23 protein-coding genes are annotated in these 16,180 nt (G+C 33.1%); all 23 read left to right on the top strand.

Translation table 11 applies throughout. From position 1 onward, the window contains the following. Positions 1–4: 4 nt before the first annotated feature. Positions 5–1,108: a hypothetical protein gene (locus tag WKH56_RS19945; protein ID WP_342836309.1), complete on the top strand. Its 1,104-nt coding sequence runs from the start codon at positions 5–7 to the stop codon at positions 1,106–1,108. After that, positions 1,105–2,826 (top strand): DHH family phosphoesterase, encoded by a 1,722-nt coding sequence (locus tag WKH56_RS19940; RefSeq protein ID WP_342836307.1) that lies wholly within the window; start codon positions 1,105–1,107, stop codon positions 2,824–2,826. The genes WKH56_RS19945 and WKH56_RS19940 overlap by 4 nt, the downstream gene beginning before the upstream one ends. Before the next feature lie 56 nt (positions 2,827–2,882). Then, positions 2,883–4,751, top strand: a complete 1,869-nt coding sequence (locus WKH56_RS19935) for a PHP domain-containing protein (protein WP_342836305.1) — start codon at positions 2,883–2,885, stop codon at positions 4,749–4,751. 192 nt (positions 4,752–4,943) lie between these two features. After that, on the top strand, positions 4,944–5,840 hold the full coding sequence (locus WKH56_RS19930; RefSeq protein WP_342836303.1) for an NUMOD3 domain-containing DNA-binding protein: 897 nt from the start codon (positions 4,944–4,946) through the stop codon (positions 5,838–5,840). 132 nt (positions 5,841–5,972) lie between these two features. Next, on the top strand, positions 5,973–6,587 hold the full coding sequence (locus WKH56_RS19925; protein ID WP_342836301.1) for a hypothetical protein: 615 nt from the start codon (positions 5,973–5,975) through the stop codon (positions 6,585–6,587). Beyond that, entirely contained in the window at positions 6,577–8,010 is a 1,434-nt protein-coding gene (locus WKH56_RS19920) for a helix-hairpin-helix domain-containing protein (RefSeq protein ID WP_342836299.1), read from the top strand. The genes WKH56_RS19925 and WKH56_RS19920 overlap by 11 nt, the downstream gene beginning before the upstream one ends. 21 nt (positions 8,011–8,031) lie before the next feature. Beyond that, a complete protein-coding gene (locus WKH56_RS19915; RefSeq protein WP_342836297.1) occupies positions 8,032–8,835 on the top strand; it encodes a 3D domain-containing protein in 804 nt (267 codons plus the stop codon). A gap of 17 nt (positions 8,836–8,852) precedes the next feature. Continuing rightward, positions 8,853–9,599 carry an MBL fold metallo-hydrolase gene (locus tag WKH56_RS19910; RefSeq protein WP_342836295.1) on the top strand — a complete coding sequence of 249 codons (747 nt, stop codon included), beginning with the start codon at positions 8,853–8,855 and terminating at the stop codon, positions 9,597–9,599. Between the two features lie 22 nt (positions 9,600–9,621). Then, entirely contained in the window at positions 9,622–9,816 is a 195-nt protein-coding gene (locus WKH56_RS19905) for a hypothetical protein (RefSeq protein ID WP_342836293.1), read from the top strand. A 30-nt stretch (positions 9,817–9,846) separates the two neighbouring features. Continuing rightward, positions 9,847–10,365, top strand: coding sequence for a hypothetical protein (locus WKH56_RS19900; protein ID WP_342836292.1), 519 nt, complete (start codon positions 9,847–9,849; stop codon positions 10,363–10,365). After that, positions 10,349–10,564 (top strand): hypothetical protein, encoded by a 216-nt coding sequence (locus WKH56_RS19895; protein WP_342836291.1) that lies wholly within the window; start codon positions 10,349–10,351, stop codon positions 10,562–10,564. The genes WKH56_RS19900 and WKH56_RS19895 overlap by 17 nt, the downstream gene beginning before the upstream one ends. Before the next feature lie 6 nt (positions 10,565–10,570). Then, the gene (locus WKH56_RS19890; RefSeq protein WP_342836290.1) at positions 10,571–10,726 is read left to right on the top strand and encodes a hypothetical protein; all 156 of its coding nucleotides are present in this window, start codon (positions 10,571–10,573) and stop codon (positions 10,724–10,726) included. Next, a complete protein-coding gene (locus WKH56_RS19885) occupies positions 10,726–10,965 on the top strand; it encodes a hypothetical protein (protein WP_342836288.1) in 240 nt (79 codons plus the stop codon). Before WKH56_RS19890 ends, WKH56_RS19885 begins: the two co-directional genes overlap by 1 nt. Positions 10,966–10,985: 20 nt before the next feature. Beyond that, positions 10,986–11,651 (top strand): TerC family protein, encoded by a 666-nt coding sequence (locus WKH56_RS19880; RefSeq protein WP_342836287.1) that lies wholly within the window; start codon positions 10,986–10,988, stop codon positions 11,649–11,651. 41 nt (positions 11,652–11,692) lie between these two features. Then, the gene (locus tag WKH56_RS19875; protein WP_342836286.1) at positions 11,693–11,908 is read left to right on the top strand and encodes a hypothetical protein; all 216 of its coding nucleotides are present in this window, start codon (positions 11,693–11,695) and stop codon (positions 11,906–11,908) included. After that, positions 11,875–12,171 (top strand): hypothetical protein, encoded by a 297-nt coding sequence (locus WKH56_RS19870; RefSeq protein WP_342836284.1) that lies wholly within the window; start codon positions 11,875–11,877, stop codon positions 12,169–12,171. Before WKH56_RS19875 ends, WKH56_RS19870 begins: the two co-directional genes overlap by 34 nt. Before the next feature lie 68 nt (positions 12,172–12,239). Further along, entirely contained in the window at positions 12,240–13,112 is an 873-nt protein-coding gene (locus WKH56_RS19865) for a zinc-ribbon domain-containing protein (protein ID WP_342836283.1), read from the top strand. Then, entirely contained in the window at positions 13,102–14,175 is a 1,074-nt protein-coding gene (locus WKH56_RS19860) for a hypothetical protein (RefSeq protein ID WP_342836282.1), read from the top strand. The genes WKH56_RS19865 and WKH56_RS19860 overlap by 11 nt, the downstream gene beginning before the upstream one ends. A gap of 238 nt (positions 14,176–14,413) precedes the next feature. Further along, positions 14,414–14,608, top strand: coding sequence for a hypothetical protein (locus WKH56_RS19855; protein WP_342836281.1), 195 nt, complete (start codon positions 14,414–14,416; stop codon positions 14,606–14,608). 25 nt (positions 14,609–14,633) lie between these two features. Then, positions 14,634–14,804, top strand: a complete 171-nt coding sequence (locus WKH56_RS19850; RefSeq protein WP_342836280.1) for a hypothetical protein — start codon at positions 14,634–14,636, stop codon at positions 14,802–14,804. 54 nt (positions 14,805–14,858) lie between these two features. Further along, the gene (locus WKH56_RS19845) at positions 14,859–15,107 is read left to right on the top strand and encodes a hypothetical protein (protein WP_342836279.1); all 249 of its coding nucleotides are present in this window, start codon (positions 14,859–14,861) and stop codon (positions 15,105–15,107) included. A gap of 23 nt (positions 15,108–15,130) precedes the next feature. After that, positions 15,131–15,565: a hypothetical protein gene (locus tag WKH56_RS19840; RefSeq protein WP_342836278.1), complete on the top strand. Its 435-nt coding sequence runs from the start codon at positions 15,131–15,133 to the stop codon at positions 15,563–15,565. Further along, positions 15,558–16,133 carry a hypothetical protein gene (locus WKH56_RS19835; RefSeq protein WP_342836277.1) on the top strand — a complete coding sequence of 192 codons (576 nt, stop codon included), beginning with the start codon at positions 15,558–15,560 and terminating at the stop codon, positions 16,131–16,133. Before WKH56_RS19840 ends, WKH56_RS19835 begins: the two co-directional genes overlap by 8 nt. The last annotated feature ends 47 nt before the right edge of the window (positions 16,134–16,180 follow it).

Raw genomic sequence — 16,180 nt, 5'->3', positions numbered from 1 at the left:
CCTTATGGCATTAGATAAAGATAAGATTAAAGAAAGCTTAACAGAAGCAGACATAAAACTTATTCTTGCTGATCTTGGCAGCGACTTAAAGTTAGCAGATAAGATGATATTCCAAACAGTTTGCCATCACGGAAGCAAGCACAAACTGCATTACTATGATGACAGCAAAGAGTTTCATTGCTACACAGATTGTGGAAAAAATATGGATGTCTATAACTTAGCAATGGAATCTAAGAAACACCAAGGAATTGAGTTAACATTCCCTGAAGCAGTTAAATACATAGCCAGTTTGACAGGTAAGTATTACAGTGCTGATACAGCATTAGACAAGGTAAACAGTCACTTAATTAGTGATTGGGAATTCATCAACAGATACAAAAAGAAAAAACAAATAAATAAAGAATTAAAAGTTATACATAATCATAATGTTTTTCAATTATTCTCTCCTTATGGACATATCTCATGGCTAAATGAAGGTATTAGCCATGAGACTATGAGGAAGTTTAACATAAGTTACTACTTAAGAGATGATAGAATCGTTATACCCCATTACGACATTGATAACAACCTTGTTGGTATTCGTGGGAGAGCGATGAGAAAAGAGGATGTAGACTCAGGTAGAAAATATATGCCTTTGTTAGTAGGTAAGACACAATATAATCATCAGACTATGTTAAATCTATATGGACTACATAAAACGAAAGATGCGATAAAAAGATTAAAGAAGATTGCTTTATTTGAAAGTGAGAAGTCTGTACTAATGTGCGAGGATTTCTATGGAGAGGATAATTTCTCAGCAGCTATATGTGGTAGCACATTATCGAGATTCCATGTGCAAATTATTTTATCATTAGGAATCGAGGAGGTATTTTTTTGTATGGATAAGATGTACCATGATCCAGATAGTAAAGAAGCTGAAATCTATGCTAAAAAGATTATGAAGTTTGCAAACATGCTGTCTCCATATTGCACAGTTTACGTATTATGGGATGATTTTGGATGGATAGACTATCGTGAAGCTCCTTGTGATAGAGGTAAGAAAGTATTAGAGGATTTAATGAAGGCAAAGTATGAAGTGAAAACTTTAAATGAAGGGGCGATTGTGTGAAATATAAGTTAATTGGAGAGAATGATTTTTTTGTTGATCCCATTGAAACTATTTTAAAGAATAGAGGGATTGACGATATTAAGAGATTTCTAAATTTAGATGAGAGTGTTACAGACCATTGGAGCACCCTAGTTAATATTGAAAAAGCAGTTGAATGTTTATTAAAACACATTGAAAATAAATCAAATATTTTTATACAAGTTGACGCTGACGCAGATGGATATACATCAAGCGCTATTTTAATCAATTATTTAAAGAGAGTGTATCCTGAAGTAGATATTGAATGGCGTTTACAAGATGGAAAGGAGCACGGTGTCTTTGTAGATAAAGTTCCTAAAGATGTAAATTTAGTGATTATTCCTGATGCTGGTTCAGAGCAATACGAAGAACATGCTAAATTAAAAGAACGTGGCATTGATGTCATTGTATTAGATCATCATGAATGTGAAAAGGAATCGGAAAATGCAATTGTAGTAAATAATCAACTGTCTCCAGACTATCATAGTAAGGCAATGACTGGGGCTGGCATTGTACTGGAGTTCTGTAGAGCTTTAGATAGCAAACTAGATGTAAATTATGCAGAAGAATTTTCGGACTTAGCTGCTATTGGCATTATCGGAGACATGGCAGACATGCAGGAATTAGGAACAAGATATAATGCGTTACAGGGGATGCATAAAGTTTGTAATCCTCTTTATAAAGCTCTCTTGGAAAAACAGGATTATTCTATGGGGAGTGAGATAAATGCTATCAATCTAACTTTTTATATTATTCCTTTGATTAATGCTGTAGTGCGCTCAGGAAAACAAAAAGAAAAAGAACAAATGATGAGAGCATTCTTAGAGTCAGATGAAGAGGTGTTTTATAAATACCGTGATGTCGAAAAGTATGAGCCAATTGCAATTAATACAGCTCGAATGATGGGGAATGTAAAGCAACGTCAAGCAAAAGCAGTAAAGAAAGGAGTTGGCATTCTAGAGGAACGTATTGAGCAAAAGAACCTTCTCAGTAACAAAGTTTTGATTGTTAATGTTGCAGGAATCATTGATAAGGATTTTACTGGTTTGGTAGCCAACCAAGTCTCAAATAAATACAAAAGACCAACTTTATTAATTAGACCTGACGCAAAGGGAGAGTGCAAAGGTTCAGCTCGTGGATATGATAAGGGACACATTAAAGACTTTAAAGAGTTCTTAAATGAAACTGGATTATTTAATTACTGTAGTGGACATAGCAATGCGCTAGGCGTGGGTATTGACAGTAAGAAGTTAATCGAAGCCAACAGTTTATTTAATGAATTACTAAAAGACGTAGAAGTAGATTTAGACACATACGAAGTAGACTTTGTTGTTCCATGTAAGCAATTAACTTCTGAATTGGTATTAGAGATACATAAATATAGAGACACTTGGAGTAGAAACGTAGAGGAACCATTGTTAGTAATTAAGGACATAGAAGTTAAAAGTAAGGACATAAGCTTTTTTAAAGGAAAAAACGCAGGTAAGACAGGAACTCTTAAACTTAAAGCTAATGGAGTAGACATTATTAAGAAGTGGTGTCCAGATGACGAATATGAAGAGCACTTCAAGGGAAAAGATTTCACAATAGATGTTATAGGCAAGTGTGATCTAAATGAGTACAAGGGAAGAAAGACAGCTCAAATCGTTATTAATGACTATGAGATTAAGGACGTAAAAGATAAAGAATTAATATTTTAGTTGACGAATACATAATATTAAAGTAAAATAATTATAAATAATAAAGGAGGTTGATAATGATGTACTTTTCCATACATAATCATAGTCACTATAGTAACATTAGGCTTTTAGACTGTATTAATAGACCAGAAGGGCTAATTAAAAGAGCAAGTGAAATTGGATTAAAGGGGATTTGCTTAACTGATCACGAATCTCTCTCTGGTCACGTTAAATTCATTCAAGCATACAAAGACTTGAAAGATAAAGGCGAGATAGATAATGATTTAAAAATAGGACTAGGAAATGAAATTTATTTAGTAGACGAAAGTGATTTAGAGGAGTTAAAAGAGAATTATAAAAACAAAAATCAAGATACTAAGTTTTATCACTTCCTACTGTTAGCAAAAAATATTGAAGGATATGAGCAGCTTAAGATTTTATCTTCATTAGCTTGGGAGAATATGTTTTCTACTGGTTTTATGGAGCGTGTGCCTACTTTTAAGGAAAACTTAAAGCAAACCGTAAAAAAAGGAGATGTTGTTGCTACCACAGCTTGCTTGGGAGGCTTTATTCCTCAAATGATATTGAAATGGAATCAATATGAGGAAATGAATGATCAAGTGAATGTAGTTAAATATAAAAAGAAGCTTCATGATTTTGTCTTATTTTGTATCGATGTTTTTGGAAAAGAGAATTTCTTTTTTGAGATACAACCTTCTCATAATCCTGAACAACAACTTGTAAATAGAAAATTAATAGAACTTTCTTCAGTGTATAAACTTAGATATCTTATTGCTACAGATGGACATTATCTAAAGAAAGAGGATAGAGAGGCTCACAAAATCTACCTTCAAAGCCAAGAAGGAGATCGTGAGGTAGACGATTTTTATGAATCTGCATACGTAATGCAACCTTCTGAAATTAAAGAATATATGCTGAATCATTTAACAGAAGATGAAATTGAAGATGGCTTTAACAATACTCTGTTAATTGCTGAAATGCTTGACATTTTTGACTTAAAAAGAAAAACCGTAATTCCGCATATTAAAACTGGAAATTTTGAATTGGAACATGTTTTTAGTCCAGTATATGATAAATACAAATACATAAAAAATTATGCTCATTCTCCACATGAAATTGACCGTTTTCTAATACACTTAATCGAGAAAGGATTTAATGAAAAAATTAGAAAAGAGGGTTTAGAAAAAGAATACTTCTATCAAGTCTTAGAACGTATTGATACAGAGTTAGGGGAATTGTGGAATATATCTGAGAAATTGGAGGATCGCATGTCTTCTTACTACGTATTAACAAAAAAGATTGTGGACTTGATTTGGACAGATGGAGACTCCTTATGTGGTGTTTCTAGGGGTAGTAGTGCAGGGTATTTAACTAATTTTCTATTAGGAATTGTTCAAGCAAACCCTTTAGATTACAATCTTCCACATTTTCGCCACCTTACCGCAGAACGACCAGAATTACCAGATATTGATTTAGATTCACAACAAAATAGACGAGGGCAAATCCTTCAAGCCTTGAAAGACTATTTCGGTGAGAAACAAGTATTAAACATTGCAACATTTGGTACAGAAGGGAGTCGATCTGCACTGCTTTCGGCAGCAAGGGGATTAAAAATTGATATTGATGAAGCAGCTTATTTAACTACACTAATTCCTGCTGAACGTGGTCAAAACTGGAGTTTGTCTGATTGTTTTTTCGGAAATGAAGAAAAGGAAAGAAAACCAATCAAAGAATTAATAAACGCTGTTGAAAAGCATCCTAAATTAAAAGAAACTGCACTTAAGATAGAGAACCTTGTAAAAAGCAGGTCTGTACATGCGTCAGGTGTATATGTTTATAACGATGAGTATACCAAGTACAATGCGATGATGAGAGCTTCTTCTGGTCAACCTACTACCCAATTCGATATGAATGATTCGGATTAAAAATAGTCCCTTTCAATGGAGACATTGATAGCAAATTCGGTGAACGCAAGCAAAAGCGGTGTACATTCAACGCACAGTAATTGCAGGAAATGGCAATTTAATGAATGTGCTAACAGGGGAACCTAAGTCTATTAAAGATATGGCAATCCTGTGCCAAGGTCAGCACCTCAAAAAAATAAATGGGGTGATACAATGAAAAACTTTTATGTTTATGAATGGTTTAAAAATTCTACATTAGAAGTTATTTATGTAGGAAAAGGAACAGGCTTGAGAAGGTTCGATTTACACCAAAGAAACCAATATTTTCTGTCTACTATATCTAAGCATAAATGTTCTGTGAGGATAATAGAATCAAATCTAACTGAGCAGCAGGCTTTTAATTTAGAGGTCGAAAGAATTGCAGAGCTAAAAGCTCTAGGGCAAGCTAAATGTAATTTCACTATTGGTGGAGTTGGTGGAAACACTTATCAATATTTGTCTGTTGAAAAAAGATCAATCTTATCTAAAAACCAATCTCAAAAAAGTAAACTATGGTGGAAAGATAAAGACCTTCAGTACAGAAAACTACATGGAGAAAAAGTGGCAAAAGTAATAAAAGGAAAGCTGCTCGGAAAGAAAAATCCCATGTATGGAAAAAGTCACTCAGAAGAAACCAGAAAAAAGATTTCATTGGCGAATGCAGGTAAAAAACTCTCTGAAGAACACAAAAGACTGTTAAGCGAAAAGAACTCAGGAAAAAACAACCCTATGCATGGAAAAAACATAAAAGATTTTATGTCAGATGATAAATTTCAAGGGTGGTTAAAAAATCTTAAAGCGGCTAAAAACACACCTGAATCAAGAGAAAAGAGTAGCATGTTTATGAAAAAGCGCTTAGAGAATAAAGAGAATCATCCGTTATATGGGAAAAAGGGAGAAAATGCTTTAAATGGAGTTAAGGTTTATATGAGTGATGAAACTGGAGAAGTTATAAAGGTCTTTAATACCGTACAGCTTGCTTTGGAGCACTTAAACATAAAAGGACACTCTGGTTTATATAGGGCTATAAAAAACAAAAGCCTATACAGAGGATACTATTGGAATAAATAGGAGTGTGCTGACAAGGTTCAACGACTATCCCAATTGGGAGTACAGCGGATATTAGCACCGTTGGAAGTGCCGAACAACTCAATGAGTTGATGATATAGTCTGCGCTATTGGAAACAATAGAATATCGTGTATATGGGAAATTTAAAGGTAGATATGTTGACTGTTCAGGCTTTAGATCGTATTCGCTCTTGTATGGATATGCTCATAAAAGATGGATATTTAGAATGGCAAGGCAATTTACGAGATACTTATGATAAATATTTGCATCCTGATGTATTGAATTATGATGATGATGAAATGTGGAAAAAAGTTGGTGACAATGCTATCCCTGATTTATTTCAATTTGACACTCCAGTTGGATTACAATGTGCAAAAAAAGTTAAGCCTTCTAATGTGGTAGAGTTGGCGATTGCAAACTCATTGATGAGATTAATGCCTGATAATGGAGAGCAGCCTGTAGACAAATATGTAAAGCACAAAAATAATCCTGAGATATGGATACAAGAAATGAAAGACTATGGATTAAACGAACAAGAGATCGAGACATTGAAGAAGCACTTAGATGAGGTTTATGGAGTGTCTGAGTCTCAAGAAGGTATCATGCTACTTTCAATGGATCAAAACATCGCTGATTTTACTATTCAAGAAAGTAATAAATTGCGTAAGGGAGTGGCTAAAAAACAAGAGAAGATTATCAAAGAAGTAAAAGAACTATTCTTTAAGAAAGGAGAAAGCAATGGCTCGTAAAGAATTACTTCAATACGTTTGGGATACACAAATACTTCCGCAAGCAGGTTACAGTTTTAGTCGTTTACACAGTGTTGGATATTCTTTAATAGCATTACAAGAAATGAATTTAGCCCATTTTTATCCACAAGTATACTGGAATACAGCGTGTTTATCTGTGAATGCAGGAGCTGATGAAAACAGCGAGGACAACAAAGGAACTAAATATGGAAAAGTAGCAACAGCTATAGGAAATATGATGCAACGTGGAATCACAGTAACATTGCCAGATATTAATAAAGCTGGATTTGGTTTTACCCCTGACGTAGAACATAACAGTATCATCTTCGGTTTAAAAGGGATTAATGGAATTGGAGATTCAGTTGTACAGGACATAATTGCGAATAGACCATTCACATCATTTGAAGATTTTATTTCAAAAATGTTTTCAACTGGATTATTAAAAAAATCACATATGATCCACCTAATTAAAGCAGGCTGCTTTGACTCATTTGATGATCGCTTGATAATTATGAAACGTTTTATAGAAATGATAGTTGAACCCAAAACTAAGCTTACAATGTCGAATCTAAAAATGCTCATTGAGTACAATTTAGTTCCTGAGCGTTATCGATTAGAAGTGAGATTCTTTAAATTTAAAGATTACATCTCTAAAAAAGTACATAAAAATATATCTAAGCCTAAAGATCGACTACTTATATTAGATGACATATCTACAAACTTTTTTAATGAACACTTTCCAGATAACTTGATAGTTGATTTCCATGACGGAAAAGTGGTCATATCCGAGAAACAATTCAAGAAAGAATATGACAAAAAGATGGAAAAAATTAAAGTTTGGATTACTGGTGAGGAAGCGTTGTATCTATTGAATAGCAGTTTGATGGAAGACGAGTGGAACAAGTATTGTTCAGGAACTCTTAGTAGTTGGGAAATGTCATCTTTAGGCTTCTATCATACTTCTCATGAACTGGAACATGTAAACAAAGAGAAATACGGTATTCGCAGCTTCCACTCTTTATCTGAAGAACCAAAAGTGGTTAGCACACATGAATGGCGTGGAAGAGAAATGAAAGAATATGAAATTGGTAGGATTGTAGGCACTGTATTGGATAAAGACAAAATAAAACACACCGTAACTTTACTAACAGATTCAGGTGTAGTTGTGGTTAAGTTTTATGGTGGAGCATATAGCCACTACGACAGACAGATTTCTCAAGTGGACAGAGATGGCAAGAAAAAAGTATTAGAGAAGTCATGGTTTGCACGAGGAATAAAATTGATGGTAACAGGCTTTAGAAGAGAAAGCAATTTTATGCCTAAAGTCTATAAGAATTCTATCTATAATCATACTGTAGCATTAATTGAAGATATTGATGAGCGAGGTAATTTAACGTTGCAAACAGAACGAATAAGGAATTAAAATAGAGAAGGGAATGGTTTGTTGAATTTAAAAGATAAGATTACATATATCAAATATAATAAAAATAAAATAATTATAAAAATATTTGTAACAAGTGCTATTTTGGGGTTGACGGGAATAACATTAGATAGTAAACTAATTATAACAACAAGAGATAAACAAATCACGGAATTAAAGAGTAAGCATAAAAATCAAGTTGAAGACTTAGAAGAGAATATTAACTTACTAGATAAACAGTATGATGTTCTCCAAGATAAGCTTGATAGTAAGACAGATGCATACGATAAAGCAGCAAAAGAGAATGAAGAATTACATAATCAGAACGAAAAGTTAGAAGCAGCTAATGAGAAGCTGAAGAAAGAGGTTGAAAATTTTCAGGAGAAGAGAAAGGAGTCGGATCAGTCAAGTAAGAATAATAAAAGTAAACAAATTATAAATAATGAAGATAAAAAAGTTAAAAATGATGAGAATGAAATCTCTAGAAAAGAGGGATTTTATTCAAACCCAAACAGTGAAAAACAGCTATTAGGAACATATGAATTGACGTTTTACACAAATCATCAACAAAGCACAGGTAAAAGTGAAGGTGATCCAGACTACGGAATCACAAGTTCAGGAGTAAGAACACGAGCAGGTGTAACAATTGCCTGCCCTCCTGAAATCCCTAGTGGAACTCAACTAGAAATTGAATCGATAGGAATTAGAACTTGCCAAGACAAAGGTGGGGATATAAGAAATCAACGGCTCGATATCTATGTAGAGTCTGAAGCAGAAGCAATGAGACTAGGAAGACAACACAAGAAAGTTTATAAATTAAATAATTAACAAAGGATAGTGATTAAATGATTAAAGCTACAGCTTTAGGAGTAAATGGAGCGTTTACGAAATACTATCACAACAATTTTGTATTTGAACTAGGCAGCAGAAAATTACTAGTAGACGCTGGCACAACATTACGATACAGCTTATATGAAGGGGGATTTAAAGAGACTGACATTACAGATATCTTCATTACTCACTTACATAGCGATCACGGTGGAGGACTTGAAGAGTTTGCTCAAAAGTGTAAGTGGATTTACGACCACAAACCTAATCTTTGGGTAAGGTTCGATATGATAGATGAACTTTACGAAGTCATTGAAAAAGGATTGTGTACAGACGGGCTTACGATTAACGATTATTTCACAGTAGGGATTCTAGGATCATTCAAAGGTGTTGGAGAATTTAACATCGAGAGTCACAGAATTAAGTTTATTGAAACAGATAATATGCACTGTGAAGGAATGACATCGACAGCTTTAAAGTTTTATGATTTGAATGGATACAATGTTATCTACTCATCAGATATTAAAAATTTGAAAGATAGCGGATTAATCGAACATGTTAACGACAGTACGAAAGGAATCTTCCAAGACTGTTCGTTAATTCCAAACAATGTTCACTCAACAGTTGAAGAAGTAATTGAGTATTATGGAGAGCAAAACAAGAATAAAATTTACGCAATGCACTATCAAGATGACGTTGACGCACGAGAAGCCGATGACAAATATGGAATTAGATTTATGATTAGGGGTCACGTAACTTTTTAATAAAACTAAGGGGATGGATGAAATGAATCTAACTAAAGAGGATAAGCAAATGGTAGTTGATTACATACTTAAACATCACGATACATACACAGGATTGAAATCAGAAGAACGTACCAGTAGCAAGATAAAACTTAAAGCTGACACTACTGAGAATTTACTCAATTTATTTTATCAAAGTGGAGGAGCTAAACTTTATACGCAAGAAGAATTAATTTAATTAATAAATTATAAAAAAGGAGATGTTCAAGTGGGCGAATTTAAGTTTAATGTTGGAGATACGGTAAAGGTGACAGGTGGTAATTACGCTTTAAGAGATCATGAAGGGAAAACTTTGAAGGTTGAGAAAGTGGTTAAATCTACAGTAAATGAAAATTTTAATGAATATTATTTAGAAGGAATTCAATATCAATTCTATGAGAGCGAATTAGAGCTAGTTACGCAAACAACTAATGAAGCTGGTTACTTTGAAACTAAAGCAACTGAGCTAGGCAAGCTCGTGGATACTAAGCAGAATGCCTATGGCGACTCATTCTCTAAAGCGTTCGATCTAATGAAGATATACCTACAGAACTATAAAAATGAACAAGATAATACGTATACAATTCCAGAAAGTTTATTACAGCACATCTTATTACAGGTTCGCATTATTGATAAGCAAAATCGTATCTTTAGTAATCCTGACGGTGATCTGATGCAGGAAAATCCATACGCAGATGTAGGGGGCTATTCTCTACTAGGAATGAAAATGTGTGAACCAAATAGTTAAGAATGTTGAATACATAATCGAAAAATATGGAGATAAAATCAGCAGTGACAAACATTTATTACTTTCATATTGGAAGTTAGTTGATAAGGTTGAGATGAATAAAGAAAACTTCAACACAGCTTCATTTATTCAGAAAGCAAGTTCTCCAGAGGCTATCTTAAATGCTAAAAGGCTTCTGGAGGTAATAGAAAAGGAGTGAATTCTTATGAATCGTGCATTAGAAATCCTTAAGCAAGAAAAGAGGTTATTAGAAAGTAAGCTTCCTAGAATTTCATTCTTACCAAAGAAATCAGAAGAATATGAAAAAGACTTAAATGACATCAATCAAGCAATCGCAACATTAGAAGGAATGAATACATAATGGAGACTAAACAACTAAGAATTAAAACAGATAAAATTGCAAGCGCAAAAGAACAATTCATAACTAATGTACTAAATAAGCATAACTTAACTCCTGAGCAAGCAGAGGTTAAATTTTCACCACATAATAATAAAGTTGATGTCTATTACAAAGGAATCATCTTAGGGAGGTGGATGACGGAATTAGAGTTTAAATCAGATGAGGATAGTATTCTAATTACATATCATGAATGGTATTAAAATTAAGAGGAGAGTGTTAAATGGATTTCTTAATTCAACTATTAATGATTATTGGGATTGACTTAGTACTAGCAGGAGACAACGCAGTAGTAATGGCATTAGCAACACGTAATTTACCTGAAGCTCAACGTAAGAAAGCAGTATTATGGGGAACAGTTGGAGCAGTAGTAGTTCGTGTAGGATTGACATTCTTAGCAACAAAACTTCTAGGTATTCCTTTATTAATGGCTTTCGGTGGAGTGTTGCTAGTATGGGTAGCAGCTAAACTTATCGCAGGTGAAGAAGAAGGAGAAAGCAACAAAGTAATAAACGGTACAATGCAAGCAATCAAAACAATTGTAGTAGCAGACATCATCATGGGATTAGACAATGTATTAGCAGTAGCAGGTGCAGCACATGGTAGTTTCTTATTAATCTTAATTGGATTAGTGGTAAGTATCCCAATCGTAGTATGGGGTAGCCAAATCATCTCAACTTACATGAATCGTTTTCCAATCTTAGTTTACATCGGATCAGCTATCATTGCTTACACAGCAGCTAAAATGATTGTACATGATGACATTGTTTCGAAATATGTACCAAGTGGAGTAAGCATTGTATTTGAAGTATTAGTAGTAGCTGGAGTTGTTCTTGTAGGTAAAGCATTAAAAGGTAAGAAAGGCAAACACACTCAAGTTTCAAAATAATACATAATTAAAATTAAACAATTAAAGGAGAATGATAATTGATGTTGATTGTATTCACGATTTTCTTTCTAACATTTTACTTAGTGGTTTTAGTGAAAGGCGGAATTGCTAGAGGGTTAGCTATTGAAATAGCAAAAGAGGATATTAAAAAGCAAAAGAGGATATTAAAAAGCAAAAGGAAGGCGCAGACAACTATCAACCGAATAAAGAGCTGGCGATTAAAATGCTATTATGCTTTGTTCCACTTATCGGTGTAGTGATTGTTCAATTCTTATACTACTGTTTTTCACTTAATAGCGATCCATACTTATTCCCTACATTAATCATGTTACTATACCTAGTGCTAGGATTTGTATATGGGATTGTGAGACCTAAAAAGAAAGCAGATTTAACAGTAGAAAGAAATGCTGAGAAACATCTTAAAAAGTTAGAAAAGCGCTCACTCAAACAAACATTGTCAAGCTTGGTTTACGTTACATACTTCGCTTATATGTTGTTCGCAGCAGTCTTCATGGGATAATACATAATAATGCTGGTTCAGGTTAATAGCTTGAGTCAGCTAAATAAAACTTTAAAGGAGGAATGCTTTTGAAGATTGAGAATCTAAGTGAAGGTCAAGTGTTCAAGAACTATAGAGTCTTGTGTAGAACTTTAGAGATGCCAATTAAAGAAGGAAATAGCAGGAAAGCACAGTTGAAAATTTTAGATTTATACTGTAAATGGTCAAGATCAGGTAACTCGATTAAAATTGAACAAATTTACGAAAAGCCTCTTACTAAAGTTGAAAACCGTGGTCGAAGTGGTGGAATTCACGGCAATGGATGTAAGTATGAATCTCTAGATATCACTAATCCTGATTTATTGAAGGAATGGGATTACAGTAAAAACAATATCAATCCTAAAGATATAACATTGTCTTCCAGCGAGGTTGTCTGGTGGAAATGCGGTAGCTGTAATTACGAATGGGACACAAGGGTGCGTATAAGAGCAAGAAATAAAAGAGGTTGCCCAATGTGTAATGGTTCAAAAGGAGAAAAACGTATTTATCAATTCTTCAAAGCAAATGAGATTCCGTTTACACATCAATATAAGATCGAAGGTTTAACAGGTGTAAATGGTAGCCAACTTAGATTCGACTGTGCAGTGTTAAACGAAGATAAGAGTCTCAAACTATTAATTGAATTTGATGGGCAATATCACTTTCAACCTATAGATGGAGACATAGAAGCGTATAAAAGAATCACTGAACATGACAAAAGAAAGAACGAGTATTGCAAAAAACACGGTATCAAACTGATGAGATTTCATTATAAATATTATGAAGTATTAGATCAGCTATTGGCACTTGAGTTTGGAATTGATGGATATGAAGAGCAATTAATCAAAAAGCCAAAAAGCAGTATCATTGACTATTACGAATACAAGATTGATAAAATTGGGAGAGATGCCAATGAAAATTGACAACATCACAGAAGGTCAAATCATTAAAAATTATAAATCTTTATGCAAAGAGTTGGGTGTCCAAGTTAAAGTAGGAAAGTCGAGACAATTACAACTCAAAGATTTAGAGAGGTACTTCTCATACTATAAAGACGGCAACTCATTCATTATTAAAGAAATTTATGATGAACCAATTAAAAAAGTTAGCATGAGAGGTAAATCAGAAGGCAGTCGTAACAATAATACAATCTACGGTGACTTAATTCGTACTCTTATTGCAGATTTATTAGTTAATCAGAAAAAGAAACATATCAGTATTAGTCGTAATCACCTGTTAGAAAGAATGAATATGATTAATGAAAATTACGGTTTTTGCAGCAAGAATGTAAAAGAATTAGCAAGCATGTATAATATTGAACCTTACATGGCATATGATTTCTTTAATACATCTAACAGTAATTTTAAAAATGCTGTGGAAACTGCACTAGATCATTTACACGCCCAACGCCTTTTATGGTATAAAATGATTGTTAAAGTTGGGTTACATAACGGAGAACACCGAGAAGCAGAAGTTGAGGAATTAGACCTTATCAACAGATATGAATTGTTAGCCTTAGAAGATACGCCAGAAGAATTTAAAACAGTGAAATCTTTACATATGACTAAGTATTGGCGACCATTCAAAGAACAAGTTAATAAATCATTAAAAGAAAATACACATATTAAATATTACTACAATGCGTATTTCATATCAGTTGAACAGGATTATCTTGAAAAAGAACGTGATAAGCTAGTAGATTTCATTCTTGAAGACAATAATCGTAGACAGATTAAGAATGAACTGAATGGTATCGTACAGAATCATCTTGCTAAGAATGCTCAAAAACGTCATGACAATGTTTCAAAATCTACATCTGTTATGTGGAAAGTTAGAAATAAATTAGAGTATACTGATAAAATTAAACAATTAATAAAATTACTCATAAATGATGAGCAAGAGAATATAATTGTAAAGCTTGTAGAACGTAGCAAAAGCAGGATTACTAAAGAATCACAGCAACAAATTAATAACTTATTTAATTAAAAAGTTTGTCACCTTTCAGAGTAACGTTTAGAAAATATAAAATAATAATACATAATTGTATTCTGATAGGTGACATTTTTTATAATTTGTTAATTATTCAATTAAAACCTAGTGTCCTGACACAATTGAGCGATCTTCTCAATTTGGAAGGCAAGGCTGTGAACAATTAGGAATGCAACGTAGTGGAATGGATAATTTTCATAGACTATATGTTTTGAACTTAAATAGGAGGATTAATATGACTAAAGTGAAATTTAATACAGAGCGTATCCTTAATAGTGATACTATATATCCAGATGACTTTATTGAGCTAGTGAACAAGTATAAGGATCAAGTTATTGAAGCTGATGAGTATCCATTTGGAGGATATGATGTAGAATTAGATGGTAGCACATATGCATTATATGAAGAAGATTTAATTGTAGTTAAATAATAAAATTAACAGGAGGAATGTAAATATGAAAGAGAAGACTATTGAAATACCTTTATCCAATGGGTATAAAATCTTTATTGATAACAATGAGAGTGAAGGAATTATGGTTGGTTTAATTAATCCAAATGGATTCACTGTTTCAGATAGGGTTTTATCTGAGGAATCTGCCGAATGGCTAAAGAAAGTTGTTAAATAGTGAATAAATTAAGATAAAATCTATCTTTCATGCAGAAATTGAGGAGGTGATAATTTGCATAAATACTATATCTTCTACAACTATTACACTGAGAAAGAACCATATACAAGAAACACTAAGGAAGGTATGTTTAACCTCACAACAGATATTACTCACGACAATTATTCAGAGGTATTAAAGAAAGCAGAGAAACATTTGGCACGACTATTAGAAGAATCTCTTGATGAAAAAGTTAATGAAGTCAAAATAATTAAAACTACATGTTATAAAGAACCGCAAGTCTTAGCAACATTAGAATGTTAAAGATCAATAAAGGAGGAGAGTAGATGAGGTGTAATAAGTGTGGAAATGTAGCAGAACAAGGTAAGAGTCATACGTCAGAAGGATTTTTATGGAATGAACAATTCAAAAATATCGAACTAAGTTTTGGATATCTAAGTAAGTTTGATAATGAGACATGGAAGTTTACGTTATGCGAAGAATGTATTTTAGATATGGTTAAGACGTTCAAACATGTACCACAAGGATTTTACATAGACAGTACACCAACAAGTATAGAAACGACTGAGCAGCATCAAGAAGTGTTTGACTATTGGAAGGAAACTGGTGATTGGGAAGATTTACGATTCTATACATATGAAGAGCTAAAGCAATTAGCATATTTTTATAAAGTTGAGTACATAAATGAAATGATCAGTAAATATCACAAAGATAAAGAATTATTAAATCCAGATGACTATGAGGAAGATGGTGATGAATAGAGAAACTATGCGTATTACTTATCATGAAGTAGAAGACGAGAGCGACAGAAAAATTGAATATTATAATAAGATATATGCTGAAGATGGATGGGTTGTTACTTATAAAAATTTATTTAAATGTTGGGGAACTAGAAAAAATAATTGTTACGTTGCATATGAAAGAGAAATTAATAAAAAAGGAGAAGATAACATGAGTGAATGCAAGCCATTCTTGGAAATTATTAATGAGATGAAGGTTGGTGATGTCATCATGGTTCATCACAATCCTGACAAAAAGATTGAGAAATTTGATGATGGCTTTTATTGGATTTCAGCAGATACGGATGAACCTGTAGATATGGTTGAATTAAATTATGATACGGTAGTTTTGAACTTTAAGAAGTTGCCTAAATATGTTTCTATGACAGAGGCATTTGATGCTTTAAATAAAGGAAAGAAAATTAGAGGTTGGAAAGGTTTTGGATATTATGAGTTTGGAACTGAAGATACGTTTAAGTCAATGACTGAGTACTTTCCATCTTTAAAATTTAGTGACTTACCTAGCTTCAAGTGGACTATTGTAGATTGATTTCTCGGTAAAAGGTGCATTTAATAGTAAATAAATTAAAATATAAG

This window comes from Priestia sp. SB1 (assembly GCF_038898415.1).
This window is presented reverse-complemented; position numbering and strand designations above follow the sequence as displayed.

Coding starts and splice junctions, on each gene's coding strand:
- WKH56_RS19880 (WP_342836287.1), top strand. CDS start 10,986: ATGGATTTCTTAATTCAACTATTAATGATTATTGGGATTGACTTAGTA.
- WKH56_RS19850 (WP_342836280.1), top strand. CDS start 14,634: ATGAAAGAGAAGACTATTGAAATACCTTTATCCAATGGGTATAAAATC.
- WKH56_RS19935 (WP_342836305.1), top strand. CDS start 2,883: ATGATGTACTTTTCCATACATAATCATAGTCACTATAGTAACATTAGG.
- WKH56_RS19860 (WP_342836282.1), top strand. CDS start 13,102: ATGAAAATTGACAACATCACAGAAGGTCAAATCATTAAAAATTATAAA.
- WKH56_RS19840 (WP_342836278.1), top strand. CDS start 15,131: ATGAGGTGTAATAAGTGTGGAAATGTAGCAGAACAAGGTAAGAGTCAT.
- WKH56_RS19945 (WP_342836309.1), top strand. CDS start 5: ATGGCATTAGATAAAGATAAGATTAAAGAAAGCTTAACAGAAGCAGAC.
- WKH56_RS19885 (WP_342836288.1), top strand. CDS start 10,726: ATGGAGACTAAACAACTAAGAATTAAAACAGATAAAATTGCAAGCGCA.
- WKH56_RS19890 (WP_342836290.1), top strand. CDS start 10,571: ATGAATCGTGCATTAGAAATCCTTAAGCAAGAAAAGAGGTTATTAGAA.
- WKH56_RS19875 (WP_342836286.1), top strand. CDS start 11,693: ATGTTGATTGTATTCACGATTTTCTTTCTAACATTTTACTTAGTGGTT.
- WKH56_RS19905 (WP_342836293.1), top strand. CDS start 9,622: ATGAATCTAACTAAAGAGGATAAGCAAATGGTAGTTGATTACATACTT.
- WKH56_RS19930 (WP_342836303.1), top strand. CDS start 4,944: ATGAAAAACTTTTATGTTTATGAATGGTTTAAAAATTCTACATTAGAA.
- WKH56_RS19835 (WP_342836277.1), top strand. CDS start 15,558: ATGAATAGAGAAACTATGCGTATTACTTATCATGAAGTAGAAGACGAG.
- WKH56_RS19855 (WP_342836281.1), top strand. CDS start 14,414: ATGACTAAAGTGAAATTTAATACAGAGCGTATCCTTAATAGTGATACT.
- WKH56_RS19925 (WP_342836301.1), top strand. CDS start 5,973: ATGGGAAATTTAAAGGTAGATATGTTGACTGTTCAGGCTTTAGATCGT.
- WKH56_RS19920 (WP_342836299.1), top strand. CDS start 6,577: ATGGCTCGTAAAGAATTACTTCAATACGTTTGGGATACACAAATACTT.
- WKH56_RS19870 (WP_342836284.1), top strand. CDS start 11,875: ATGCTATTATGCTTTGTTCCACTTATCGGTGTAGTGATTGTTCAATTC.
- WKH56_RS19910 (WP_342836295.1), top strand. CDS start 8,853: ATGATTAAAGCTACAGCTTTAGGAGTAAATGGAGCGTTTACGAAATAC.